This window comes from Congzhengia sp. (assembly GCF_037235575.1).
Lineage (GTDB): Bacteria > Bacillota > Clostridia > UBA1381 > UBA9506 > Congzhengia > Congzhengia minquanensis.
Genome location: NZ_JAXUNN010000031.1, coordinates 33,862 through 58,345 on the forward strand (window position 1 = coordinate 33,862; position 24,484 = coordinate 58,345).

Annotated in this window: 21 protein-coding genes; 10 read left to right on the top strand and 11 right to left on the bottom strand. The window is 45.7% G+C overall.

The features are described 5' to 3' along the window. Positions 1–70: 70 nt before the first annotated feature. The 6 genes from WIG73_RS07275 to WIG73_RS07300 all read right to left on the bottom strand — a co-directional run bounded on the left by WIG73_RS07275 (position 71) and on the right by WIG73_RS07300 (position 6,773). Positions 71–2,527 carry an FtsX-like permease family protein gene (locus WIG73_RS07275; RefSeq protein ID WP_337399919.1) on the bottom strand — a complete coding sequence of 819 codons (2,457 nt, stop codon included), beginning with the start codon at positions 2,525–2,527 and terminating at the stop codon, positions 71–73. Position 2,528: 1 nt separating this feature from the next. After that, complete coding sequence (locus tag WIG73_RS07280; protein WP_337399920.1) at positions 2,529–3,197, bottom strand: ABC transporter ATP-binding protein; 669 nt, start codon at positions 3,195–3,197, stop codon at positions 2,529–2,531. A 76-nt stretch (positions 3,198–3,273) separates the two neighbouring features. Further along, positions 3,274–4,500 carry a HAMP domain-containing sensor histidine kinase gene (locus WIG73_RS07285; RefSeq protein ID WP_337399922.1) on the bottom strand — a complete coding sequence of 409 codons (1,227 nt, stop codon included), beginning with the start codon at positions 4,498–4,500 and terminating at the stop codon, positions 3,274–3,276. Then, positions 4,497–5,189: a response regulator transcription factor gene (locus WIG73_RS07290; protein WP_337399923.1), complete on the bottom strand. Its 693-nt coding sequence runs from the start codon at positions 5,187–5,189 to the stop codon at positions 4,497–4,499. The genes WIG73_RS07285 and WIG73_RS07290 overlap by 4 nt, the downstream gene beginning before the upstream one ends. Positions 5,190–5,199: 10 nt before the next feature. Further along, positions 5,200–6,123: a HAMP domain-containing sensor histidine kinase gene (locus tag WIG73_RS07295; RefSeq protein ID WP_337399924.1), complete on the bottom strand. Its 924-nt coding sequence runs from the start codon at positions 6,121–6,123 to the stop codon at positions 5,200–5,202. Continuing rightward, the gene (locus WIG73_RS07300) at positions 6,111–6,773 is read right to left on the bottom strand and encodes a response regulator transcription factor (RefSeq protein WP_337399925.1); all 663 of its coding nucleotides are present in this window, start codon (positions 6,771–6,773) and stop codon (positions 6,111–6,113) included. The genes WIG73_RS07295 and WIG73_RS07300 overlap by 13 nt, the downstream gene beginning before the upstream one ends. A gap of 155 nt (positions 6,774–6,928) precedes the next feature. Here WIG73_RS07300 and WIG73_RS07305 point away from each other — a divergent pair, with 155 nt between their 5' ends. The 5 genes from WIG73_RS07305 (at position 6,929) to WIG73_RS07325 (ending at position 13,022) form a co-directional block, all read left to right on the top strand. Then, positions 6,929–7,633 carry a response regulator transcription factor gene (locus tag WIG73_RS07305; RefSeq protein WP_337399926.1) on the top strand — a complete coding sequence of 235 codons (705 nt, stop codon included), beginning with the start codon at positions 6,929–6,931 and terminating at the stop codon, positions 7,631–7,633. Continuing rightward, entirely contained in the window at positions 7,626–8,963 is a 1,338-nt protein-coding gene (locus WIG73_RS07310; RefSeq protein WP_337399927.1) for a HAMP domain-containing sensor histidine kinase, read from the top strand. Before WIG73_RS07305 ends, WIG73_RS07310 begins: the two co-directional genes overlap by 8 nt. A gap of 211 nt (positions 8,964–9,174) precedes the next feature. Next, complete coding sequence (locus WIG73_RS07315; RefSeq protein ID WP_337399928.1) at positions 9,175–10,224, top strand: site-specific integrase; 1,050 nt, start codon at positions 9,175–9,177, stop codon at positions 10,222–10,224. Positions 10,225–10,332: 108 nt separating this feature from the next. Beyond that, positions 10,333–11,292 (top strand): glycosyltransferase family 2 protein, encoded by a 960-nt coding sequence (locus tag WIG73_RS07320; protein WP_337399929.1) that lies wholly within the window; start codon positions 10,333–10,335, stop codon positions 11,290–11,292. Continuing rightward, complete coding sequence (locus WIG73_RS07325; protein ID WP_337399930.1) at positions 11,289–13,022, top strand: DUF6056 family protein; 1,734 nt, start codon at positions 11,289–11,291, stop codon at positions 13,020–13,022. The genes WIG73_RS07320 and WIG73_RS07325 overlap by 4 nt, the downstream gene beginning before the upstream one ends. A gap of 41 nt (positions 13,023–13,063) precedes the next feature. On the opposite strand, the gene ligA is transcribed toward WIG73_RS07325, so the two are convergent. Beyond that, positions 13,064–15,052 carry an NAD-dependent DNA ligase LigA gene (ligA, locus tag WIG73_RS07330; RefSeq protein ID WP_337399931.1) on the bottom strand — a complete coding sequence of 663 codons (1,989 nt, stop codon included), beginning with the start codon at positions 15,050–15,052 and terminating at the stop codon, positions 13,064–13,066. Positions 15,053–15,281: 229 nt separating this feature from the next. On the opposite strand from ligA, the gene putP reads away from it, so the two are divergent. The 3 genes from putP to WIG73_RS07345 all read left to right on the top strand — a co-directional run bounded on the left by putP (position 15,282) and on the right by WIG73_RS07345 (position 18,345). After that, complete coding sequence (gene putP / locus WIG73_RS07335) at positions 15,282–16,841, top strand: sodium/proline symporter PutP (protein WP_337399932.1); 1,560 nt, start codon at positions 15,282–15,284, stop codon at positions 16,839–16,841. Between the two features lie 67 nt (positions 16,842–16,908). After that, complete coding sequence (locus WIG73_RS07340; RefSeq protein ID WP_337399933.1) at positions 16,909–18,081, top strand: malic enzyme-like NAD(P)-binding protein; 1,173 nt, start codon at positions 16,909–16,911, stop codon at positions 18,079–18,081. A 102-nt stretch (positions 18,082–18,183) separates the two neighbouring features. Beyond that, positions 18,184–18,345, top strand: a complete 162-nt coding sequence (locus WIG73_RS07345; RefSeq protein ID WP_177678665.1) for a hypothetical protein — start codon at positions 18,184–18,186, stop codon at positions 18,343–18,345. On the opposite strand, the gene WIG73_RS07350 is transcribed toward WIG73_RS07345, so the two are convergent. After that, the gene (locus WIG73_RS07350) at positions 18,340–19,230 is read right to left on the bottom strand and encodes a helix-turn-helix domain-containing protein (protein ID WP_177678697.1); all 891 of its coding nucleotides are present in this window, start codon (positions 19,228–19,230) and stop codon (positions 18,340–18,342) included. The two genes, WIG73_RS07345 and WIG73_RS07350, sit on opposite strands and share 6 nt — an antisense overlap. Positions 19,231–20,168: 938 nt before the next feature. Between WIG73_RS07350 and kduI the strand changes: the two genes are divergently transcribed. Beyond that, a complete protein-coding gene (gene kduI / locus WIG73_RS07355) occupies positions 20,169–20,999 on the top strand; it encodes a 5-dehydro-4-deoxy-D-glucuronate isomerase (protein WP_337400000.1) in 831 nt (276 codons plus the stop codon). Between the two features lie 11 nt (positions 21,000–21,010). Next, the gene (locus WIG73_RS07360) at positions 21,011–21,796 is read left to right on the top strand and encodes a gluconate 5-dehydrogenase (RefSeq protein ID WP_283245407.1); all 786 of its coding nucleotides are present in this window, start codon (positions 21,011–21,013) and stop codon (positions 21,794–21,796) included. Between the two features lie 61 nt (positions 21,797–21,857). On the opposite strand, the gene WIG73_RS07365 is transcribed toward WIG73_RS07360, so the two are convergent. The 3 genes from WIG73_RS07365 to WIG73_RS07375 are packed head-to-tail and all read right to left on the bottom strand — an operon-like array spanning position 21,858 to position 24,467. After that, on the bottom strand, positions 21,858–22,520 hold the full coding sequence (locus tag WIG73_RS07365) for a DUF2628 domain-containing protein (protein WP_337399934.1): 663 nt from the start codon (positions 22,518–22,520) through the stop codon (positions 21,858–21,860). A gap of 17 nt (positions 22,521–22,537) precedes the next feature. Further along, positions 22,538–23,758 carry a DUF1887 family CARF protein gene (locus tag WIG73_RS07370; protein WP_337399935.1) on the bottom strand — a complete coding sequence of 407 codons (1,221 nt, stop codon included), beginning with the start codon at positions 23,756–23,758 and terminating at the stop codon, positions 22,538–22,540. Next, positions 23,745–24,467, bottom strand: coding sequence for a PrsW family intramembrane metalloprotease (locus WIG73_RS07375; protein ID WP_337399936.1), 723 nt, complete (start codon positions 24,465–24,467; stop codon positions 23,745–23,747). The genes WIG73_RS07370 and WIG73_RS07375 overlap by 14 nt, the downstream gene beginning before the upstream one ends. Between the last annotated feature and the right edge of the window lie 17 nt (positions 24,468–24,484).

Consider the following 24,484-nt stretch of genomic DNA (forward strand, 5'->3'; position numbering starts at 1 on the left):
CACATGATTATATCAAACGGTTCTTTCGAGAATCTTTCGAAAAGGTTACAGTTTTGAAAGAATTTATGGTTTACTCGCCGCTTCTCATTCGCGTAACCAGGCTCTCTTTATGAATTCGTTTGGAAATGAAGAACGTAATTGCCATTTGTCCCAAAATTAGCGCCAGCCCAAGCCCAATGGTTTCAAGCAGCGGATAGTGGTAAATCTGCACCTCCATAAAGCCTGTGTTCCTTCCGTATAAAAACACCAAATAGCCCAAAAGATTTCCCACAGTTAGCGCAGCAAGCAGCGTACCCATGGTGAACACCATTCCCTCTTTAGAAAGCATTTTTACAAGCTGTTTGTCGGAAAGACCAATGGCCTGCAGCATGGCAAGCTCCCGCTTTCGGGTTATAATGCTGGTTACCATGGTATTGATGAGGTTCATAAAACTGATAATACCAATTAAAATTAAGATTGCATACATCGGATATTTTATCATGTTAATGGAAAGCTTTGCAATGTCCCGCTCCTCGTCCATGGAATATAGCTTAAACAGCTGGTTTTGTCCGGTTATTTCCTGAAGCTGTGCTTTCACGGCGCCGAACTGCTCCGGCTCTGCGTGAATATATAGCGCTATGGTGGTGTTTAAATCCCCGGCCAGCTGATCGAACAGCTCTTTCGGCAGCATAAAACTCATTTTTCCCCAAGAGCCGCTGGCAGCAATTTCACCATTAAAAGGAATTTGCTTGTCCCCGCGGAAAAACGACAAAGACAGCCGCTGGTTCATGGAAAATCCTTCTTTTTCTAAAATGGTGTCGTAACAATATATCAAGCCGTGGTTTGCCAAAAGCGCGTCATAATCCAAGTCGCCCCGTTTTAAGTCTTTTTTCAGCTTTGGAATGTCCTCCCGGGTGAAGCAGCCAATTCCGGTGCGGGTCCCGCCGGCAAACACTTCAGAGTCTGAGTCGGCGCCTGCCAGCATTGCGTTTTCTGTGTCAACAGCCGTAACGCCGGGAATGGATTTGATTTTATCGAGCAAAGCATCGTCAAAGGGAGAGTGCATCTGCACCTGGTCTAAATTATTTTCCGGATAGGTCTTGTCGTTGTAAGATGCGTCTAATGAAATCATGAAATCGCCCTCCGGCAGCGTTCTGCGGGCAAAGTCGTCAATGCTCATACTGTTTGCCACCGCGGCAAGGCTGATGAACAGCACACAGCTCAGCCCCATGGTCACAATGGTAACAACGGTTCTTTTTTTATTCCGTGCAAGATTTGCCCAGCTTAAACGGGTTAAGTTTAAGGTGTTGCAGCCCTCCCGCTCTTTCCGCTTGTCTGAGCTGGTTTCTTGATACCGGATGGCCTCAACAGGTGAAATTTTTGAAGCCATTGACAGCGGTTTTAAAAGAGAGAGGAACACCGTAACAAGCACAACGAGGATAACCCCCAGCGTAACGGGAACAGAAAACATGGAAATTCCGCCTTCGGGCAGCTCGGCATATACGCTGTATTTCGACATGGCGTCCATGAGCATGGGAAGCCCCAGCTTGGGAATTAAGTATCCTAACACCAATCCAACCGGCAGGGCAATGAGGGAGGCAAACAGCCCCTCAAGCTGAAGCAGACGGCGGATTTGTTTTTTCGACGCCCCCAGGGCTTTCAGCTTTCCGATTTCCTGCACATCGGTAATGACAGACACGTAATAAATGCTATAAATAACAAGCCCTGCAAAGAGCGCAATGATGAGCGCGATCAGCGCCGAGCCTGCTAAAATATCCTGGCCGGGGTCTGTCATCACCATTAAATATTCGGTGTTATAATCTAAATCGTCTTTGTTTAGCCCAATGTCTTCTGCAACGGACGCAATCCGCGCTTTCATCGCGTCGTAGTTTAAATTGTTTTCGCCGTTTACGCGGATTGCAGCGGAAAAGGAGCGTTCCTCCTCCGGGAAAAACTCGCGGATTAATGCTTCTGAAACGCTGGCGCCATAGGCGATCCTGTCGTCGCTCACGTTAAGTTTTGAAACATCCGCCTGGGAAACGAGTCCGCAAATGGTAAATTCCCGTGTTACATATTCAGTTTCCCCGGGACGAAACGTAACAGACAGCGTGTTTCCAATTTCAGGGCTCGTGCCCATTCGCTCAAAAAACGCAGGAGGGCCGCAGATTTCGTTCGGAGCTTCGGGCAGCCTGCCCTCAGTTAAGTTTCCCGCACTGTGGTAAACAGAACCCTTCACGGCCTTTGTGAGGCTTAAAAATCCGGTCATTTTTTCATATTGAATTCTGGCAAATATTTCTGAGGCCTCCACTGCTTCAACATCCACATGGTTGGTAAGCAGGTTAAGCTGCCGGGCCGTTAAGTTTTTCATGCGGGCGTGGTGGTTGGCGGTGTGCGATACCGCATATTTCTGGTTGTTAATCAACCCCACTACAGAGGTGCCCAAGCTCATGAGCAGCAGGGTGGTGAGCATGATGGAAATAACGGTGAACACCGTTCTGCTCTTGTTGAATTTAATCCGGCTTTTTGCAAGAGAGGTGAGTGAATTCATGCTATTTCACCACCTTGCCGTCTTCAATTATAATGGTGCGGTCTGCCATTTGGGCAATGTCCTCATTGTGGGTAATTACTACCAGCGTCTGGCCATATTTTTTTGCGCTTGTTTTAAGCAGAGCAATGACCTCGTCGCCGGTTTTGGTATCTAAATTTCCCGTGGGCTCGTCCGCTAAAATAATGGCGGGCTTAGCCGCCAGGGCCCGGGCAATGGCAACCCGCTGCTGCTGACCGCCTGACAGCGTGTTGGGCAAACTTTTCACCTTGCTGTTAAGCCCCAGTGTGCTGATAATGTCTTTTACAAATGCCGTGTCCGGCCGGCGCCCATCCAACCCTAAAGGAAGCACAATGTTCTCCCATACGTTCAGCGAGGGCACCAGGTTAAAAGCCTGAAACACAAACCCAATTTTGCGGCGGCGGATCACAGCCAAACTGTTTTCGCTGTATGCAGCAATGTTTTCGCCGTCCACGAAAACCTCACCGGAGGTGGGGTAGTCCAGTCCGCCCAAAAGGTGCAGCAGCGTAGACTTTCCGCTGCCAGATTTTCCAACAATGGCAACAAATTCATGCTGGAAAATAGAAATGTCGGCGTGGTCAATGGCCTTTACCAGACTTTCACCAGCACCGTAGTGCTTACATAAATCTTTTGTTTCTAAAATGACATTCATGATGATTCCTCCTTTTTATAATCCCATATTATCAGGGGAATCTTACATTTTTCTTACAAACTGCCTTACAGTTTGCTTACAGCGGAAGCTGAAGAATAAAAGCGGCGCCTTTGCCTGGTTCCGATTTCACCGAAATGGTGCCGCCCTGTTCCTCTAAAATCCTGCGGGTGAGATAAAGCCCAATGCCGCTGCCCTCGCTGTTTTTTACCTCAGGGGCCGTGCCGCGGTAAAACCGCCTGAAAATTTTGTTCTGTTCGCTTTTTTCAATTCCAATGCCGCAGTCTGTTATTTCGACCCGCACATAGGAATAAAGCGGTTGCACATGAATTGAAATTTTGCTGTGTTCAGGGCTGTATTTTAAAGCGTTGTCCAGCACGTTCATAATAGCCTCTGCCGTCCATTTCGGGTCGAGATTTAAGTTCAAATCTTTAAAGTCCGACGTTTCAATGGCAATGTTTTTTTTCATTGACTTGTCGTAAATGCCATTCACTGCGCGAACCAATAAATCTGAAAGGTTCACTCTTTCTTTTTGGAGGGAAATCATGCCGATTTCTAAGCGCGACACGTTCATCAGCGCGTCGGCAAGCAGTCTTAATTTGTCCACCTGCAGCAAACTTCGGGCTAAAAACTCTGTTTTCTGTTCCTGGGAATCTGCCTCAGAAAGCACAGTTAAGCAGGTGGAAAGCGCCGCAATGGGCGTTTTCAGCTGGTGGGAGATGTCTGTCACCAAAGATTTTGTGTTGTTTTTTTCCTCTGCCAGAAGCAAAGATTTATGCTCTAAGTTCCTGCCCAGCTTGAAAAGTGTATCGGCAAACTGCTGGTTTAACAAAAGACGCTGTTTTTCTGCATCTTTTAAAAAAGAGAAATCGTCGGAAAAATAGCCCTCTAACACCTGGGCAATGCTTTTTTCCTGCCGGCTTTGTCTGCGCTTGATACTGATAAAAAAGGCAAGGATAAAAAGTGTTAAAACTGCCCACAGTCCCCAGGTCACTGCAAAAAGAATGATAACCGTTTTTTTATAGCCGCTGTTTTCTAAAAGGCGCATGTGTTCATTATACCCATATTTGCCCAAAATTGTGCTTCCTGTTTCAAAAGTGTCAGTTTCTCCTTTTGCCGCGGCGAGAAACGGCTGCTCGGCATTTGAATTTTCGGGCAGAACTGCGCCTGCAATGTTAATTACCGTGTTAATTTCCTGCCGGTAGGCCTCTTTTACAAAATAAAACGCAAAGGCAGAAAATGCGGCGGTGAACACGGTTACGGCAATCAGACAGGCAGCAAGGCTGCGTTTCAGCGGCCGGTTCATTTTGTTTCACACGTCCTTTCCCAAATGTAACCCAGCCCGCGGATATTTTTAATGTAAACCGGATGGGAGGGGTCGGTTTCTATTTTTTCGCGCAGACGGCGAATGTTCACAGCCAGCGTGTTTTCGTCTACAAAGTTGCCCCCTGAGTCCCACAGGGACTCCAACAGCTGATTTTTGGAAAGAATCTGCATAGGATTTTTTAAAAAAAGGTGCAAAAGCTTTTGCTCGTTGGCGGTTAAAGAAAGATATGCACCACTGCGTTTTGCACGGTTTTGTTTTAAATCGAACATAATATCTCCGGAGCATATAACAAATTTTTCCTCCGGTTTGGTTCTGCGCATTATGGCGTTTACCTTCGAAATTAAAACCATCAGCGGAAAGGGTTTGGTAATATAGTCGTCTGCGCCGGCCTCATAGCCGTTCACCATGTCAATTTCCGTGTCCTGCGCCGTGAGAAACAGGAACATAACGTTGCTTTCCCTTCTTACCTCACGGCAAAAGTCAAGGCCGCTGCCGTCTGGCAGGCCAATGTCGCAGATAATCAGCGAAACTCTGTTTGCAGAAAACAATGCGTTTGCCGCAGCCAGTGTTTCGGCACAAAGCACGTCGTAGCTTTCCTTTTTCAGCTTTACGCAGATACCCCGGCGCAGGCTGTCGTCGTCTTCTATCAATAAAATGGCGTTGTTCATGTCATCAACCTCACTTCGCTAAAAATAAGTTAAACTCTGTGCCGTGGCCTTTGGCAGATTTCACCGTTACATATCCGCCTTGTTTGGAGATAATTTCCCTTGTTAAATATAGACCGATGCCCACGCCCTTTTCGGCGGCTACGTCCGGACTGCGGTAAAACCGCTGAAAGATTTTGGGATATTCTGACTCATGAATTCCTATTCCCGTGTCGGATACTGTGATACACACAAAACTCTCAAACTCTTTTGCATAAACCGATACGCTGCCGCCTGCAGGGGTATATTTTATTGCGTTGTCCACCACGTTTGAAACCGCCTCAAAGGTCCACTTTGGGTCATAGGCGGCAGAAAATGCGGCGGGCGTTACCGTAAAACGAAGGTTTTTTTCTTCAGCCAGGGGGCGATAAGCCATAAAAAGATCTTTCAAAAGCGGGGATATTTCCTGGATTTTCGGTGCTACGGCAATAATGCCTGCCTCCAGGCGCGAAGTCTTAATTAAGGAGCTGATTAAAAAATTCAGCTTATCTGCCTGGAAACGTACCTGTCGTGCCAGGTCTTTCGCCGGTTTATCAAGGGTTTCCTGCTCGCATAACAGTTCGGAATAGAGCTTCATGTTAGCTACCGGCGTTTTTGTCTGATGGGAGATATCGCTGATGAGCACTTTAATTTGGCTTCGCTCTTTGTCAATAGCCTGCCTTTGCTCGTTGCCCGCCGACAGCAGGTGATACAGCATAGTTTCCAGCTTTGAAAGCCGGCTCTCATCGAAATGCTGTTTCACAAAATTACCTGAAATCGCAGCCTGCAGCATGGTTTCCAGCCGTTGGGCCAATTGAACAGATTTTATCTGAACGACAACAGCATATAAAAGGCAGCCAAGTGCCGCCATCGACAGAATTACAGAAACAATCACAGCCGCACCTCCTAACTTTCCCATTGGTAGCCAAGCCCGTACACCGTTTTAATAAACTCCGGTTTTTTGGGGTTGTCTTCAAGCTTGTTTCTTAGCCGGTTGATGGAAACAGACAGGGCGTTTTCATCCACGAAAGTTGCGCCGTTTGTCCAAATACAGTCAATTAGCCTGTCCCGTGTCACGGTATGGTTCGCATTTGAAACCAGCAGGTTTAACAACTTCTGCTCCGTTTTGCTCAGTTCAATGGGCGTTTCGTTTTTATAAAATACCATATTTTGAAAATCGAACCGGAAAGGGCCAATGCATTGCGCCATTCCTTTGTCGTTGCGGCGCAGTACGGCGTTTACCCTGGCGCGCAGCACTGCTAAGCTAAACGGTTTTGTAATGTAGTCGTCTGCGCCCAGTTCCAAACCCGTTACAATGTCCGACTCTAAGTCGTTTGCAGTCAGAAAAATTACGGGAACAAAAGACTGTGCTTTTATTTCTCGGCAAAGGTCAAGGCCGCTGCCGTCAGGCAGGTTAATGTCAATTAAAATTAAGTCCGCCTCTGATAGATATTTTCTCGCTTCTAAAAGGTTAAAAGCCTGCAGAATGGAAAATTCGGGACTTTTTAAAGACAGCATTATGCCATTGCTTAAGCTCAAATCGTCTTCTATTATTAAAATTGTTTTCATATTCTTATCCTCATTTAATATCATTTAATTTTATTGTACTATAGAACGCCGTTAATGTCAATTTAGGGAGAACAACCTTACGTTAACCTTAAGTTTTTTCTGATTTGCTTTTCACAAACGCAAAGGTGTGGTACAATAAAATCAGGTGATTAAAAATGCAGGAACTGAAAACGAAAAAAATATTAGTTGTAGATGATGAACCAACGCTTTTGAAGCTGTTGGAGGACGCGCTGTTTCACGAGGGGTTTTATCACGTTTACACGGCAAAGGACTGCCGCGGGGCGCTGGAAATTGTGCAAACCCAAAACATTGCCCTGTGCATTTTAGACGTAAACCTGCCGGACGGAAACGGGTTTGCGCTGTTTGAAGACATTAAAAAGACATCGCAGGCGCCCGTGATTTTTTTAACGGCAAAGGGCGAGGCAGACGACAGGCTGTGCGGATTGTCTTTGGGTGCGGACGACTATATCGTAAAGCCTTTTTTAATGAAAGAGCTGGTGCTGCGTGTGACGGCGGTTTTAAAAAGAACCTACCAAACCAGCGGCGCTGATTCCAGCTTTACGCTATCGGGAAAAACCATTGACTTTGAAACTGCTTCGGTGAACTCCGACAGCGGAGAAGTGCGGCTTACGGCAAAGGAGTTTATTTTGCTTAAAAAGCTATTTGCGCATAAAAATAAAATTGTAACCAACGACGCGCTGTGCCTTGCCGCCTGGGGCGACGACTATTACGGGTATGAAAACACGCTGATGGTGCACATCAGGCGGCTGCGGGAAAAAATTGAACAAAATCCGGGAAAGCCAAAGCACTTAATTACCGTGAAAGGAATTGGCTATAAGCTGGTGATTTCTGATGAATAAAACTATATTTAAAATTTTAATTTCGTTTATCGCAAGCGCTGTTGTGATTTCGTTAATTCTTCTGTCCATCAACTTTCTTGCCTTTGCTATAACGGCCAGCGACACAAGCAATTTAAACCAAAAGTCGCCTGTCACGGTTTTAGGTGAGGTGGCGAAGCACTTAAACAAGACAGACAGCGGGTTCGCGTTCGGCGAAGAATATTCCCTTTCTGAAAACCTCTGGGCCATTTTAATTGATGAATCGGGCAATGTGATCTGGCAGGAGCATAAGCCTGCGGATATTCCGGAGCATTACACCATTAACGACGTTGCTTCCATGACCAAATGGTTTTTAAACGACTATCCCGTTTATGTGCGCACCTTAGACGATGGCCTTTTGGTGTTGGGATATCCCAAAAACACGGTGGGGAAATATCAAATGGAGTATTCCATGGAGTGGTTCAGCTCGCTTCCCACGCGGCTGATAGCGGTGCTGCTGTTCAATGCGGTTTTGGCAACGGTTCTGGCCCTGTGCTTTGGCCTTATTCTTTACCGCAGACTGAAAGAGCTGGTGACAGGTATTCGGACATTGAAACAGGAAGAACCGACAAATTTAAAGGAAAAGGGTATTTTTAAAGAGCTGGCCAAAAGCGTAAACGAAACGTCTGTGGCAATTGGCCGCAAAAATGCGCTGTTAAAGCAGCAAGACGATGCCCGGGCCAACTGGATTGCGGGTATTTCCCACGACATTCGAACGCCGTTATCCATTATCATGGGCTATTCTGAGGAGCTTTCCGGCTCATTAAAAGATGAGAATAAGCAGAAAAAAGCGGAAATTATTATGTCTCAAAGCCTGAAAATAAAAACGCTTGTGGAGGATTTAAACTTAATTTCCTCTTTGGAATATGACATGCAGCCGGCAAAAAAAAAGCAGATTAAAATTTGCAGTTTGCTGCGGGAAGCCGTTTCCGAAATTTTAAACGAAGCGATGGATGAAAAGGTTAACATTGAACTGGATTTAACCTTTGAAAAGGCCGCTGTCGTTGGAGACGAACGGCTGTTAAAACGCGCGGTGTTTAACTTGATTCACAACGCCGTTTGTCACAATAAAAGCCCCTGCACCATTCAAATTATCCAGAAAAAAGAGGAAAGCATGTGTGTAATATCCATCCGGGACAACGGCGCAGGCGTTGACCCAAAGGTTTTAGAGCAGATCGGCACAATCCCCAAGTCTGCCCACGGGTTAGGACTTCCCATGGCATATAAAATTATTCAGGTTCATGGCGGCGTTTTTAACGCCTATAACGACGGCGGTTTTTGTGTGGAAATGAAGCTGCCGCTGGCACAATAAGAAATATCAAAAAGCCTCCTGAGGGAAGACCTCAGGAGGCTTTTTTCCGTAAACTAAATCTTTTCGGACACGCTAAAAATCGACAAATTTATCAAATTCGACAATTGTGATATAATTCATAATAGCACAAAAACGGCGGTAAATCAAGGGATATTTAAAATATTTTATTCTATTTGCCGTCAAAATCACAGTCAAAAGGGGAAGTGTTGACATGGCCCGAAGAGGTGAAAATATTTATAAACGAAAAGACGGCCGCTATGAAGGACGATATATAAAATTTTATAATTCTGCCGGCAAGGCTGTTTACGGATATCTCTATTCAAAAAGCTATACGGACTTAAAAGAACGGCTAAAATCATGCAAAACGGAAAAGTGGGGTGCTTCAAAGGGTATGAATATCCCGCTGGGCGAGTGGATGAACACCTGGCTAAGCTCCTTAGGAACAACGCGAAAGCCCACAACACAGCGCGTTTATAAAAGCCACATTGAGAACCACATTAACCCTGCGCTTGGAGCCATTCCGCTAAAAAAATTAAATGCGGAACAGATACAAAATTTTGTAAACGACTTAAATTTGTCCGCGGCTACGGTGAAAACAATTTTTGCAACGTTAAAATCGGCGTTAATTTCAGCTGGAGGCGTTGCGCCGCAGGTGTGGAGCGGTGTGAAAATGCCTAAAAGCGAGAAGTTCATTACGCGTGTTTTGTCTGTTGAGGAACAAAAACGCCTAGAAAATGCGCTTTCAGACGACAGTGACATAGGAATATTCCTTTGCCTTTACACAGGTCTGCGCATTGGTGAGCTTTGCGCCTTAAGATGGGAGGACATTCACTTAGAACGTGCGGTTCTAACGGTGAACGGCACCCAGGCCCGAACAGAAAAGGGTGTTGAAATCATTTCTCCCAAAAGCAAAAGCGCAAAAAGAGAAATTCCACTGCCGCCGTTTCTGTTAGAAAAAATTAAGCGTTTGCCCCGCACGGGCGAATTTGTAATATCGCGCTTTGGCAGACCTTTTGATATCCGCACATACCGGCGGCATTTCAAGCATATTTTAAATAAGGCAGACTTGCCGGATATTAAATTTCATGCACTGAGGCACACCTTTGCAACCAGGGCGTTGGAGGTTGGAATGGACTATAAGACCCTTTCGGAAATATTGGGTCATTCCACCGTTTCCATCACCCTTGATTTATATGCCCATTCATTAAATGAGCATAAAAAAAAGCAAATGAATAAACTTGGCGGAATTTTTCAATTATAGTCAATTTTTGTGGTCAAGCAGTGTAAAATGGCCGTGTGAACATGCTTTATTTTGCTTTTGTCCGAAAAGATTTAGTTTACGGACAAATTGGAAACGGGAGGTAGAAAAATGGATAAACTGTCGGTGATTGTTCCCTGTTACAACGAGGAAAAAAGCGTTATGTTGTTTTATATTGAGTTGTGCAAAGTGATTTGCCGCATGAATCATACGGAGTTTGAAATATTGTTTGTTGACGACGGTTCGTCGGACAAAACCCGGGAAATTATTGAACGCATTGCGGCACAGGACGCCCGCGTGTTTTTTTTGTCCTTTTCCAGAAATTTTGGAAAAGAGGCAGCAATTTATGCCGGGCTCAAACATGTCAGCGGCAGCTACGTCGTGGTTATGGATGTGGATTTGCAGGACCCGCCTTCACTTTTGCCGGAAATGTATCAAATTCTTCAAACCGGGCAGTATGACTGTGTTGCAACAAAACGAAGCACCAGAACAAACGAGCCTCCTGTAAGAAGCATGTTTGCCCACGGGTTTTACAAACTGTTTCACAAATGCACCGGCCTAAAGGTTGCCGACGGCGCGCGCGATTTTAGAATGATGACGCGGAACATGGCAGACTGCATTGCCGAAATGCCCGAATACGGCAGATTTTCCAAGGGAATTTTTGCGTGGGTGGGCTTTGAAACAAAATGGCTGGAATTTGAAAACAAAAAACGCGTTGCAGGCGAAACAAAATGGTCGTTTATGAAGCTGCTGGGCTATGCGTTTGAAGGACTAACGGCGTTTTCGTTTGCCCCGCTGCACTTGTCCACGCTTTTTGCGGTTTTGTTTTTTGCCGCTTTTGTAATTTTTATGCTCTTTTGCATGTTTAGCCCCACAACGCGGCCTTTTTCCGCCTTGACTGGGCTGATTTTGGCGGTTGCCAGCCTGCAGTTTTTTGTAATTGGAATTTTGGGGCAATATCTGTCGAAAATAGCGCTTGAAAATAAGCGGAGGCCGCACTATATTATTAAAAAGACCAATTTGAACAACCAAAAACAAATCATGCCGGAAAGCAGGTGCGGCTTCAGATGAACCAGCGGAAAAAAGCGGTTTTAAAAATACTTGGGATATGCGGTTTCGGTTTTATTTTGGCGCTAATGTTCTTTTTGCATGCAAATATCCGGCTTTCGCGGGACGATTTTTTTTATTATCCCTTTTTAAAACACGGAATGACAGAATTTTTTAACAGGCTAAAGCTCCACTATCAAAACACCAATGGGCGGCTGCTGGTACACAGTGTTTGCGCCGCGTTTTTAAATTATAACCTGTGGGCGTTCCGCCTGTTTAACATTGCGTCAATTCTTTTGTTTTCATGGCTGTTGGTAAACTTATTTGAACAGGATGTAAACCGACGCGCCAGCATGTTTTTAACGGCGCTTTCCGGTTTCTGGCTGATGGGCGGTTTTACTGCGGCGGAGGCTGTAACCTGGGTATCAGGTTCTTTTAATTACATATTACCGGCTCTGCTGCTCATATCTTATCTATATTTTCTAACAAATGCAACAAATGCTAAGGGCTATTTACTTGCGTTTGTGCTTTGCCTGCTTTCTTCTGTTACAACCGAGATTACAAGTGCGCTTACGCTGTTGCTGTCTGTAGTTCTTTTATTCAGCAGTCACAAAAAAAACAGCCTGTTTCCCCCATTTTTTCTGGCCAACATGTTAGCAGCCCTCGCTGGGTTTTTATTTTTAGTTTGTTCGCCTGGAATGCATACCAGGACGGCTGCTGTTTCCTCGCTGGCCCAAGAAATGAAGCAGATGCTCATTCACTTCACCACGTTTTCCCAAATGTGCTGGGAGCCCGGGGGAATTGGCGGTATGCTTATTTTTTCCGCAATCTCCTGTGGAATATGCGCCTACAAAACTTTAAAACGGAAACTTCTATCCGGAACCATGTTTTTTATAGCTGCAATGGCGGTTTTAACAAATTTGGGCGTTGTGTATTCTGCGCGGTGCTACATTGTTTTCGACCTTTGCTATTTTGCGGCACTAATTTGGTTCGGCGTGTTGCTATGTCGTCAGGGAGAAACAAAGGTACTCCTTGCCGCCATATGTTTTGCGGCCGCATTTGCAATTATGTGCGCATCTGGGATTGTGGGCTTTCGCATGCTGTTTCTGCCTGCCATGTGTCTGCTCGTCATTGGCCTTTGCGCCCTGAGCCTGGCACAGCTCAGCCTGGGCGCAATATCTGTGGGGTGTGCCATTATGGTTGTGGTTTCGGGCGTGCAGGTTTTATGTCTGGCTAAAATTAACCAGAAGAATGCGGCTGTGTGGGACGAAAACCAGAAAACCATTGAACGTTACGATGGCGGCTCTCTTGCGCTTCAATCGGTTCCTGACGAATTTTATTTTCAGGGCGGCGTACCGGTGGACAACAATTTTGGCCACGATTATCTTGCGGAGTTTGGCATTGATGACGAGGTGCAGTCATATGCCATTGAGAAGCAGTATTATACGGCGGTTGACGAGCAGAATGCAGTGGTGACAGATAAGGTAATTCGGCGGTATGATGATTATTACATTTCTTTTGAACGGCTGGCGGAATATTTAAACGAGCCCCACGCATGGCGCTATGAAACTTCTGAAATCCGGCACCGCGGTGAGCTTTACCGTTTTCACTACGGCGCACATTCCGTTTTGACGTCTTATGTTGGCGGACGGTCGCAAAAATTGTCCGCCCCTGTAAGAATTGTGGACAGTGATTTGAAAATTTCTGTATTAGATGCAAACAGGCTTTTTCACTTAAATCTCACCATAAAATAAAAGACGGGCGCCGCAAATTGCGGCGCCCGTCGTTGCGGCATTCATTTCGTCATGCTGAGCAATTCCTCTATCGTTAAAACAGGAATGTTCAGTTCCTGCGCCTTGGCAAGCTTACTACCCGCATCCTCCCCGGCGATGACATAGTCTGTCTTTTTCGATACGCTTCCTGCGGCGGTTCCGCCGTTATCTTCAATTATTTGAACAATGTCGCCCCGGCTAAAGCCTTCAAACTTTCCGGTAATAACAAACTTTTTGCCTGCGCATGCGCTGTCTGTTTTCGGCTCAGGCGCAAAGGAAGTCTGGTTTACCCCCAGGGCTTTCAGACGAAAAATCAGCTCCTTGTTCTCCGGACGGCTGAAAAAGCCGCAAATGTTTGCAGCGGTTTTTTCGCCAATGTCAGAAATAGCGGTCAGTTCCTCCTCGCTTGCTTTCATAATATTCTCCATAGTCCGAAAGTGCGCCGCAATGGTTTTGGAGGACTTCAAGCCGTTTAACTGAATGCCCAGCGCAAACAATAGCCGGTAAAGGTCATTTTGCTTGCTTTTTTCAATGGCGGAAATCAAGTTTTCCGCGCTTTTGTCACCCATTTTTTCCAGGGCGGCGATATCCTCTTTAGAGAGCTCATAAAGGTCTGCTGCCGATTTGATGTGGCCAACATCCAAAAGTTTTTCCAGTATGGCAGGGCCTAAACCCTCGATGTCCATAGCGTCCCGGGAGGCAAAGTGCATCAGCCGCCTGAGAAGCTGTGCGGGACAGCTGTCTCCGGTGCATTTGTGGGCGGCTTCACCCTCAACGCGCACAACCGGCGCGCCGCATTCCGGACAGACAGCTGGCATTTCAAAGGGAATCTCGTCCCCCGTACGGTCTTTTTTTTCAACGCCGACAATTTCCGGAATAATGTCTCCGGCCTTGCGCACATAGACGTTATCACCAATTAAAATGTCCCGCTCGCGGATAAAGTCCAAATTATGAAGGGTAGTGCGGCTCACTACGCTGCCTGCTACCCGAACAGGCTCAAGAACTGCGTTGGGCGTGATTTTTCCCGTTCGGCCCACCTGTACGACAATGTCCAGCAGTTTTGTTTTTTTCGTCTCTGCGGGGAACTTAAACGCAACCGCCCAGCGGGGGCATTTCGACGTGGCGCCTAAAAGCTCCCGGGTGCGAAGGTCGTTTACTTTAATTACCGCACCGTCAATCTCAAAGGGCAGGTCGTCCCGCAGGGCGCCGATTTTTTCCACCTGGGCAAACGCACCTTCAATCGAATTCGACACGTTGTTTTGATAAACGGTTTTAAACCCCAGCTGTTTGAGTTTTAATAGTCCCTCGTGATGAGTGGCGATGTTTAGCCCCTCCTCGCGCTGAATGTTAAACACAAAAATGTCCAATCCGCGCTCTCTTGCAATGGAGGAGTCTAACTGTCTTAAAGACCCAGCCGCGGCGTTTCGGGGATTTGCAAACAATGGTTCGCCCTTTGCCTGCTTTTCGTCGTTCAATTTGTCAAAGGTGGCTTTGGGCATAAACACCTCGCCCCGCACCTCTAAATATGGCACAGCTTCTTTTAACCGCAGCGGAATGGAGTTTACGGTTTTTAAGTTCTCTGTTACATCTTCTCCCACAAGGCCGTCGCCCCGGGTGGAACCGCGGACGAACAAGCCGTTTTCATACTCTAAAGAAACGGACAGACCATCAATTTTATATTCCGTCACATATTCAATTTTTCCCGGAACAGCCTCCCGTACACGTTTGTCAAACTCTATAATTTCTTCTTTTGAAAACGCATCGTTCAAACTGAGCATGGGCACCTCGTGAGTGACGCTTTCAAAGCCCTCGATTACGCTGCCGATAACCCGGACAGTGGGGGAGGCGGGGTCTTTTAAGTGGGGATATTTATCCTCCAGGTCCTTCAGTTCCCGCAGCAGCATGTCATATTCATAATCAGAAATTTCAGGGCTGTCCTCCACATAATATTTGTGGGAATGGTATGTTAAAAGCTCCGTAAGCTCTTTCATTCGTTTCTCGGCGTTTTCCATTTGTTTACTCCTTTTCATAGCATATTTCTATTATATCCCACCCGCGAAAAAAAAGCAAGACGCAGCAAAATTTTATTATAAATGATTGAAGTTTACAAAATGTTCATATTTATTTTACATAGATTTTACATAAAATATTCACAACACCTGTCAGTTTATGGTATAATTTACATATTATGCGCCCCGTTTTCGGTTAATGCGGGGGGAAAATAAAATTGGAGGGGTTAACATGACATCAGACAGAATTCAAATTTTGATTGCCATGTGCTGTTACATGGCGGTCATTGTCTTGATTGGTGTTTATTATGCCAAGAAAGCAAATGAAAATTCTGAAAACTACTTTTTAGGCGGCAGGGGCTTAAGTCCGTGGGTTGCGGCCATGAGTGCGGAGGCTTCCGACATGAGCGGCTGGCTTTTGATGGGGCTTCCCGGCGTTGCATATTGGTGTGGCCTGGCTGACGCTGTTTGGACGGCAATCGGCCTTGCCGTTGGTACATATTTAAACTGGCTCATCATTTCAAAAAGGCTCAGGCGTTACAGCGTTAAAGTTGAGGCGATTACGCTTCCTGAGTTTTTCTCCAACAGGTTTAAAGAAAAGAAGGGCATTATCATGGCAATTTCCGCCCTGTTTATCTTAATCTTTTTTACGGTTTATGCAGCGAGCTGTCTGGTTACCTGCGGCAAGCTGTTTTCCACGCTGTTTCAAACATCTTACATTTGGATGATGATTTTAGGCGCGGTATTTGTTTTGTTCTACACATTCCTGGGAGGATTTTTAGCTGAGAGCGTGTCGGACTTTTTGCAGGGCATAATCATGATTATTGCCTTAGTGGCAGTTTTAGCTGTCGGCACGGCAAGCGCCGGCGGTTTTAACGCGGTTTTGGAAAACTCAAAGAATATTCCGGGATTTTTAGAATTTTTCGGCACGGCAACCCCTGCTTTAAATGAAAGCGGTGTCCAGGCTGTGCAGGCAGGCGCACCTGTGTTTGGCCCAAGGGCAACCTACAGCGCGCTGACAATTGCATCGGCTTTAGCGTGGGGGCTGGGATATTTCGGCATGCCTCAAGTACTGCTGCGCTTTATGGCAATCCGCAAGGAAAACGAGCTGAAAATGTCCAGAAGAATTGCAATCATCTGGTGCGTTATTTCCCTGATTGCCGCTGTTGTAATCGGTTTAATCGGGCGTACGCTGTATCCTACGGATTTGCTTACAAAAAGCTCGGCTGAAAATGTGTTTATTTTAATGTCAACCAATTTGCTGCCGCCGCTTTTAGCAGGTTTTGCCATGGCGGGAATTCTGGCGGCAACCATGAGCTCGTCCGACTCCTATTTGTTAATTGCATCGTCGGCTCTGGCGCGAAATATTTACAGCGGTTTGTTTAAAAAGAACGCAACCGACAAACAGGTTATGAATGTTTCAAGAATTACGTTGGTTATTATCACGTTGATTGCAATTGTCATTGCCTTAGACGAAAACAGTGTTATTTTCAGCATTGTGTCCTTTGCATGGGCGGGCTTTGGTGCAACATTTGGCCCGCTGGTGGTGTTCTCGCTCTTCTGGAAACGCATTAACAGCGCCGGCGCTGTGGCAGGCATGGTCGGCGGCGGAGCCATGGTGTTTTTGTGGAAGTTAGTGATTGCGCCGATGGCCGGCGGTATTTTCGCTATTTATGAACTGCTTCCGGCGTTTATTTTCTCAAGCCTTTGCATTGTTGTGGTGTCGCTTTTAACCAAGGCACCGTCAGACGATATTGTGAAAGATTTTGAAGAGGTTCGGCTAAATAAGTAAAAAAAATTACATTGCGCTCCGGCGGTTCTGCCGGAGCGTATGCGCGCATATAAGGAGAAAAATTAGAATGGATATAAAAAAACAAGCACTGGATAAGCACTTTGAATGGAAAGGAAAAATTGAGGTTGTTTCAAGGACAGAGGTGAAAAATAGTCAGCAGTTATCCACGGCCTATACGCCCGGGGTGGCGGAACCGTGCCTGGCGATTCAAGCGGACGTAAGCAAGTCGTATGAACTGACCCGCCGCTGGAATTTGGTTGCGGTGATAACCGACGGTTCAGCGGTTTTAGGCCTGGGCGACATTGGACCGGAGGCAGGTATGCCCGTTATGGAGGGAAAATGTGTGCTGTTTAAAGAGTTTGCTGACGTAGACGCATTTCCCCTTTGCATTAAAACACAGGACGTAGACGAAATTGTAGAAACCATTTATAACATTTCCGGCAGTTTCGGCGGTATTAATTTAGAAGACATTGCGGCGCCCAGGTGCTTTGAAATTGAACAGAAGCTCAAGGAACGGTGTGACATTCCAGTATTTCACGATGACCAGCACGGCACGGCCATTGTGGTGGCCGCGGCACTGATAAACGCATTAAAAGTGGTTGGAAAAAAGATGGACGAAATTAAGCTGGTAATTAACGGCGCCGGTTCTGCGGGAACTGCCATTGCAAACCATCTGCTTCGGCTGGGCGTGAAACATCTTGTAATGTGCGACCGGTTTGGCATTTTGTGCGAGGGAATGGATGGGTTAAACGACGCGCACAAAGAAATGAGCAAAAAAACCAACCGTGAAAAGCAAATGGGTACGCTGGCCGACGCGCTTTACGGAGCTGATGTGTTTATCGGTGTTTCCGCACCTAACATTGTAACCGAAGAAATGATTCAAAAAATGGCGGACAAGCCCATTGTGTTCCCCATGGCAAACCCCGTGCCGGAAATTATGCCAGACAAGGCGCTGGCCGCTGGCGCAGCCGTGGTGGGAACAGGCCGGTCTGACTTTCCCAATCAGATTAACAATGTGCTGGCCTTTCCCGGAATTTTCAGGGGAGCGTTAGATGTCCGCGCGTCAGATATTAATGAAGAAATGAAAATGGCGTCTTCCTATGCCATTGCCGGCTTAGTGTCAGACGGGGAGCTCTGCGCAGAATATATTTTGCCGAAGGCGTTTGATCCCCGTGTGGGGAAAACTGTGGCAGAAGCTGTGGCAAAAGCCGCAAGACTAAGCGGCGCGGCAAGAATTTAGCATAAAAATCCGGCGGAGGTTCCGCCGGATTTTTTTATTTCGTTGACATCTATTTCTTGTTATAGTAAAATAAAAGAAAAGGCAGGAAAGGTGGTATTTTGTTTGAAAGAATGTGTTTTAAAAGATGGGCCGTGCACAAACTGCGGGGAGTGCGACCTTTGCGATTTAGATAAAACAAAAAAATGCGACAACTGCGGGAAGTGTATTGACACAGACGCAGCGTCGCGGGCAATAAAAATTGACGAAGTCATTATGGATTTATGATTTCGCAATACGATTTTTTTCGCTGTTAAATTTTTTGTGGGAAAAGTTATACTTTCCCGGAGACACGCCAACGAATTTTTTAAACACCCTGATAAAGTTGGCATAGTCGGAAAAGCCGCAGGCTAAAGCGGTGTCGGAAACGCTTTTTCCCTGGGACAAAAGTTTTTTCGCCTCGGAAATACGCTTCGACATAATGTATTTGGCAACGGTGGTACCAAAACGCTTTTTAAACAGCTTGCAAAGCTGGTTCACCGAAACATAAGACTTTTTTGCCAGCCGTTCCAGCGTCAGGTCTTCAGAAAAATGGGCATTGATGTAGAAAATTGTGTTCATAATCATTTCGTCGTCGATATAAACTGCTTTTTTCGTTTCTGCGCGCTTCATAAAATATTGGTTTACCAGCACCAAAATGGTATTCACCGCGGCGTTTTTCAAGATGTCGTCCCCAAAGCCGCTGTCGCTGCGAAACAAAATAAAAAGCTGTTCAATTTCAGCAATTTCGCTGTCGTTTAACGCAATTTTGTTGGAAATGCCATCGCCGCGGGTATAAAAACACCGGGATAAATCGGTTTCTTCGGTGGAGTTGGCAATGAAATATTCCGGGTGGATTTGCAACACAAAACGGGCAAAAATCAGGTTTGGGTCTGCGGTAATTTTGTGGGGTTCGAACTGGTTTAAAATAAAAAGGTCGCCGTCGTTTACGTCATATGCCTTGCCGTCAATCAAAAAGCTTTTTCCGCCGGAAAGACACAAAAGCACTTCACAGCAGTCGTGCACATGGATGTTTAAATCGGGATTTTGCTCCTCAGAATAGTAGACGCCGAACGTGCGGGTGTCTGACGCGTGGGAAATTGCGTCCGCACATTTGCTAAACAAAAACGGCATTTTCATTTCTCCCTTTTTTCAGATTTGTCATGTTTTTTTTATTTTATCACGTTTGTGTGGAAATTGCAATAAAAAATGCAATAATTGCAAAGAAATTGCATGTAGTGTGTGATATTATAAGAATAGGCGAGAGGAGGCTGGTGGTTATTTTAAAACTTTCTGTTGAAAACAAAAGCGGCGAAGTAGCGGCTGAATTTTGCGGCAATGTGATTGACACGGTTTTGAAACACTCTTATCAAGAAGGGGACAAACTGATTCTTAACATCGGAAACGAGGGCTTTGCCGAGGTGCAGTTTGACGAAACTCTGGCAAAAAGCGTGGTTTATCTTGCAAACGGCAGCTTTGAATTTCGGATTCCGTCAGAGAGCGAAACTTGTTATCACCCAAAAGCGTTCCGTGGTCCGGAGCACAAAATTTTTGCGCGGGCATTGGATGACGAGGAAAGCTTTGCATACCGCAATATCGCCTTAAACGCATGCGACAGGCCGGAGAATGCTCGTGTGTTTCCCCATGCGGAGGCAAATTTTGTTACCCGGGGAGACTCGTGCTTTTATGCCAGAAACGCCATTGACGGCGTGTGTGAAAACACGTCCCACGGAGCATATCCTTACCATTCCTGGGCAGGCGGCGCCAGAGAAGACTTAGAGTTTACCGTTTGGTTTGGCGCAGAGGCAGAGGTAGACAAGCTGGTGTTTTTTTTAAGGGCTGACTTTCCACACGATACCTATTGGAAGTCGGCAGACATTACATTTTCAGATGGAAGCGTTGTAAAAGCGGAGTTTTGTAAAACTGCCGAGGGACAGACCGTGACGTTTGACAAAAAGAAAACAACCTTTGTCCGCTTTAAAAACTTTAAACAAATATCCGAGCCGCTCTCGTGGGCTGCGCTTACGCAGGTTGCGGTTTACGGAAAATACATAAAAAAGGAGTTGGACACTTTGGAAATTAGAAATGCATCGAATTCTAAAGACGTTAAATTTTACACAACCGACAGATTAAGAGAAGAATTTTTAATCACAAACCTGTTCACAAAGGACAATATCCGCATGGTATACAGCCATATCGACAGGATTATTACAGCAGGCTTAATGCCGGTGTTCCAGGAGCTAAAGCTGGAAGCAGGCAAGGAGCTTGCGGCGGACTTTTTCCTGCAGCGTCGTGAAATGGGCTGCATTAACATCGGCGGAAAAGGCATTATCACCGTTGACGGCACGGAGTATGTAATGGAACCCAGAGACGGTATTTACATCGGCATGGGCAACAAAGAGGTTACCTTTAAAAGCGTAAACCCAGACGAGCCCGCAAAGTTTTATATGAGCTCCTGCCCGGCGCACAAGTCTTATCCCATTGTGAAAATTGACATCAGCAAGGCGAAAAAGGTGCCCTGCGGCAGCGTGGAAGACTGTAATAAGCGCGTGATTAACCAGTATATTCACCCTGAGGTAATGCAAAGCTGCCAGCTTTCTATGGGACTTACCCAGCTGGAGCCGGGGTCAAACTGGAACACCATGCCTTCCCATACCCACGACAGAAGAATGGAAGTTTATCTCTATCTCGATATGGATGAGGATAACGTCGTGTTCCACATGATGGGCGAGCCCAGCGAGACGCGTCACATTGTAATGCACAACGAAGAAGCGGTAATCAGTCCCAGCTGGTCAATCCACAGCGGCGTTGGCACAAAGGCATATTCCTTTATTTGGGCAATGTGCGGCGAAAATCAGGAATTTGACGATATGGACCATATTCAGACAAAAGATTTAAGATAGGAGGCAAATTTATGTTTCGTTTAGACGGAAAAGTTGCGCTGGTAACCGGCGCGTCATATGGAATTGGATTTGCAATTGCAAAAGGCTTGGCCGGCGCAGGAGCAACCATTGTTTTTAACGATATTAAACAGGAATTGGTAGACAAGGGCTTAGCCGCTTATAAAGAAGAGGGAATTGAGGCTCATGGCTATGTGTGCGACGTAACAGATGAAAAAGCAGTAAATGCATTTGTGAAGGCCGTAGAAAAAGAAGTCGGCGTGATTGACATTTTGGTGAACAACGCAGGCATTATCAAACGAATTCCCATGTGCGACATGTCAGCCGACGAATTCAGACAGGTGATTGACGTTGACCTAAACGCGCCATTTATTGTGTCGAAAGCTGTTATTCCTTCTATGATGAAAAAGGGCGGCGGCAAAATTATTAACATTTGCTCCATGATGAGCGAACTGGGCCGTGAAACGGTTTCCGCTTATGCTGCGGCAAAGGGCGGCTTGAAAATGCTTACCAAGAATATTGCCAGCGAATATGGCGAATATAACATTCAGTGCAACGGCATTGGGCCCGGATATATTGCAACTCCCCAGACAGCGCCCCTGCGCGAAAAACAGCCCGACGGCTCGAAGCACCCGTTCGATTCGTTCATCATCTCCAAAACCCCTGCGGCAAGATGGGGCAACCCGGAAGATTTGGCCGGCCCTGCAGTATTTTTGGCGTCGGAAGCTTCTAACTTCGTAAACGGCCACATTCTCTATGTAGACGGCGGAATTTTAGCTTACATCGGCAAACAGCCGTAAGATAAGAACTCTCAAATCCAATCAAAAAGCGGAAACGTAAAACTTTACGTTTCCGCTTTTTTCATATTAAAGCTTTCACCATGTTTTTCATGAACGCAAATAAAAATCCGAATAAAAACTCAAGCAATAAATAAACAGCGATAGAACGGCCGCTGGTTCCGCCTTTCTTTATGTAATAATATTTTTTTGAATTATCATCCATGGTTTTGCCATAGATAATTTCGTTTTCCGCGTGGCGCATGTAAACATAGTTTCCGAATAGACCATAACAAACCCATAATGCAAGAGAGAAAACCAGGTTAATTGGATAGGGCAACAAACGGCTAAAAACAAAGTTCGTTGAATAAACAATAGCACAAATGCCATACATTTTTCTATAAACCAACCAACAGTTTCCAAACAAAAAAGCTGCCCAATTCCAGCTTATCTTAGAATTTGTTACCCTCATTTTTTGGAATTTGTTTCTGTAATATACCTGGTTATCACAAATAAAATAAGCTAAATCATTCTCGTTTACAACGAGCCGCGCCTCATTAGGATTTTGCGTTGTGTATTGCTGATTTTGATCCCAATTTTGAAATGCATCCGATTTTTCCTGGTCTACATTCAAGCTAGTACCGCATGCGGTACAATAGTTTTGTTTCGAATCACATTCCGCTCCGCATCCCGGACATTTTTTTAACGCCCCGGGGGTTGCAGTGTTAGATAAATTTTCATAATTCATCCTAAAATCTCTCCTTTTTAATTTTTCATATTATCGCTAAGCCGTTTTATAAATTCTTCGCGGCTCATTTCATGCACATTACGAATGAGTTTAATGTTCATAGCCTGGGCGCGCTGTATAAAGGATTCCCGGACGTTGTAATATGTCATCACCAAAATCTTTTTTGCATATTTGCCGCCGAAACGCTCTGCAACGGTGCTTAGTTTATACAGCTCACCGGAATCGACGCCGCCGTTTTTGCAGGAAATAAACACGGGAATAGCGCCTGTAGTTGCCAAAACGTCAATTTCATTTTTCACGTCGTCAAACTCGTCCGGCGGGTTTTCCCAGTCGATCACCGCGCCGCTTACCGCACTGCCGACTAAGGAAGAGCCGCTTAAGGATTTGGCTGACAGCACGCACAAAAGGGTGTAAAGCTCTAAAACCGTGCCAGATTTCGACAGGGCGCGGAGCATTTGCTTATTCTTAAAAGTGAAGCGACGCATATCGCCAGTTCTTTTTTCAAATAAAATGCCCTTTGCAGTAAGCTGGGACAAAACCGATTCCATGCAGGCAATTTTATAGGAGCTGTTTTTTAAGCCGGACTTAAAGTAGTTTTGCGGAACGGAAAAGGTTAAGCCGTCCCGATCCAGGTTTTGTACGTCGGTTAAAGGGGAGAGCACCTCAATCGCGGCGTTCCAGTCCCCGCAGTTTTTGCGCAGAATATGCCAAAGTGCGATGACATCGCGCTGCATGGTGCCGTCTAATTTCAATGGAACCGTTTTTCCGCTCCCAGGCGCGCCGTATTCAATCATGCCGCCGAACAGGGTAATGGCTTCGTCAACAGTCAGCGAGGTACTTTTTGTTTCCCTGGTTTCCCCGGAATTATGGAGAATGGTTTTCACCCTGCCGCTTCTGGGATTGATGGAATGCAGCGGAATATTGCGTTTGGCCGCCACTGCACCCATAGCCACTAAAATCAGCTCCTCGCCGCCGGTTAAATCGAAAACACAGTCGGGATAAGCGTCGATAAACCCGTTTAACTTTTTCACAACTGAAGCATATTCCGTGGTGTTAACGCTCTCAATTAATATTTTAGTGTGAATATTCTTATTTGCCAAAACCTGCGCCATGTTTTTTTGAAACGCCGCTAATTTTTTTAAGTCCCTGCCGAAAAGAACCACGCGCTCGGGCTGAAACATTAACGTGCCAATGATGTTTTCCAGCATTTCGCGGTCAAAAAATTCAACAATTGTCATAGGGTTCACCTGCACTTTGATAAAAATATCGGTCATTCTCTGAAAGATTTCGCACTGTGTGAAACGCAAAATAATATAAAAAAACCATAAACGCCGCAAAAATCAGCATGGAGAATTTATTTGCCTGAAACAGCAGAAAGTCGAAAAAACCATGGAGCAAAACAGGAACGCCCAGGGCAAAAACAAGGTTTAATTTAAAGGGCAAAAACCGTCCGTTTAAAAAATGCCGCCGCGACGCGGAATAAAACAAACCCATGAATATACCGAACATCATGTGCCCCGGGACGGAAAGCACCGCCCGAACCACACCGGTGTAAAATCCATTGGCAAAGACATACATAATGTTTTCAGGCGTGGCAAACCCCAGGGATATGAAAACAGCATAAACCACCGCGTCGAATGTGCAGTTAAATTCAGAAAGCCTCCAGCTGGCAGCATAAAGAGCAATTAGTTTCATCAGCTCCTCTGTCAGCGCCACAACGAAAAACGCATCGATTAAATTATAAATAGCAACGGATTGAATGACCGCGGCATTTAAAAGTTTCGTTCCCAAAATTTCTATCACTGCCGCGGGAATTACGGTCAGCGTTCCGAAAAAGAACATTTTGGAGAGCACCCAGAGGGGTTCTTTTTCAACCCGGTCTTTCCTATACATATATAGCATTAAAACAATGGTTGGAAGCAGGGAAATTAAAAGCAGCCTTTTCATAAAATCGAAACCTTTAC

What these genes read in the sequence shown, in the direction of transcription:
- WIG73_RS07300 (WP_337399925.1), bottom strand. Translation starts at nt 6,773, where the DNA reads ATGAAAACAATTTTAATAATAGAAGACGATTTGAGCTTAAGCAATGGC.
- WIG73_RS07290 (WP_337399923.1), bottom strand. Translation starts at nt 5,189, where the DNA reads ATGAACAACGCCATTTTATTGATAGAAGACGACGACAGCCTGCGCCGG.
- WIG73_RS07360 (WP_283245407.1), top strand. Translation starts at nt 21,011, where the DNA reads ATGTTTCGTTTAGACGGAAAAGTTGCGCTGGTAACCGGCGCGTCATAT.
- WIG73_RS07275 (WP_337399919.1), bottom strand. Translation starts at nt 2,527, where the DNA reads ATGAATTCACTCACCTCTCTTGCAAAAAGCCGGATTAAATTCAACAAG.
- WIG73_RS07280 (WP_337399920.1), bottom strand. Translation starts at nt 3,197, where the DNA reads ATGAATGTCATTTTAGAAACAAAAGATTTATGTAAGCACTACGGTGCT.
- WIG73_RS07325 (WP_337399930.1), top strand. Translation starts at nt 11,289, where the DNA reads ATGAACCAGCGGAAAAAAGCGGTTTTAAAAATACTTGGGATATGCGGT.
- WIG73_RS07295 (WP_337399924.1), bottom strand. Translation starts at nt 6,123, where the DNA reads ATGGGAAAGTTAGGAGGTGCGGCTGTGATTGTTTCTGTAATTCTGTCG.
- putP (WP_337399932.1), top strand. Translation starts at nt 15,282, where the DNA reads ATGACATCAGACAGAATTCAAATTTTGATTGCCATGTGCTGTTACATG.
- WIG73_RS07370 (WP_337399935.1), bottom strand. Translation starts at nt 23,758, where the DNA reads ATGACAATTGTTGAATTTTTTGACCGCGAAATGCTGGAAAACATCATT.
- WIG73_RS07285 (WP_337399922.1), bottom strand. Translation starts at nt 4,500, where the DNA reads ATGAACCGGCCGCTGAAACGCAGCCTTGCTGCCTGTCTGATTGCCGTA.
- WIG73_RS07365 (WP_337399934.1), bottom strand. Translation starts at nt 22,520, where the DNA reads ATGAATTATGAAAATTTATCTAACACTGCAACCCCCGGGGCGTTAAAA.
- ligA (WP_337399931.1), bottom strand. Translation starts at nt 15,052, where the DNA reads ATGGAAAACGCCGAGAAACGAATGAAAGAGCTTACGGAGCTTTTAACA.
- WIG73_RS07305 (WP_337399926.1), top strand. Translation starts at nt 6,929, where the DNA reads ATGCAGGAACTGAAAACGAAAAAAATATTAGTTGTAGATGATGAACCA.
- WIG73_RS07350 (WP_177678697.1), bottom strand. Translation starts at nt 19,230, where the DNA reads ATGCCGTTTTTGTTTAGCAAATGTGCGGACGCAATTTCCCACGCGTCA.
- WIG73_RS07320 (WP_337399929.1), top strand. Translation starts at nt 10,333, where the DNA reads ATGGATAAACTGTCGGTGATTGTTCCCTGTTACAACGAGGAAAAAAGC.
- WIG73_RS07375 (WP_337399936.1), bottom strand. Translation starts at nt 24,467, where the DNA reads ATGAAAAGGCTGCTTTTAATTTCCCTGCTTCCAACCATTGTTTTAATG.
- WIG73_RS07315 (WP_337399928.1), top strand. Translation starts at nt 9,175, where the DNA reads ATGGCCCGAAGAGGTGAAAATATTTATAAACGAAAAGACGGCCGCTAT.
- WIG73_RS07340 (WP_337399933.1), top strand. Translation starts at nt 16,909, where the DNA reads ATGGATATAAAAAAACAAGCACTGGATAAGCACTTTGAATGGAAAGGA.
- WIG73_RS07310 (WP_337399927.1), top strand. Translation starts at nt 7,626, where the DNA reads ATGAATAAAACTATATTTAAAATTTTAATTTCGTTTATCGCAAGCGCT.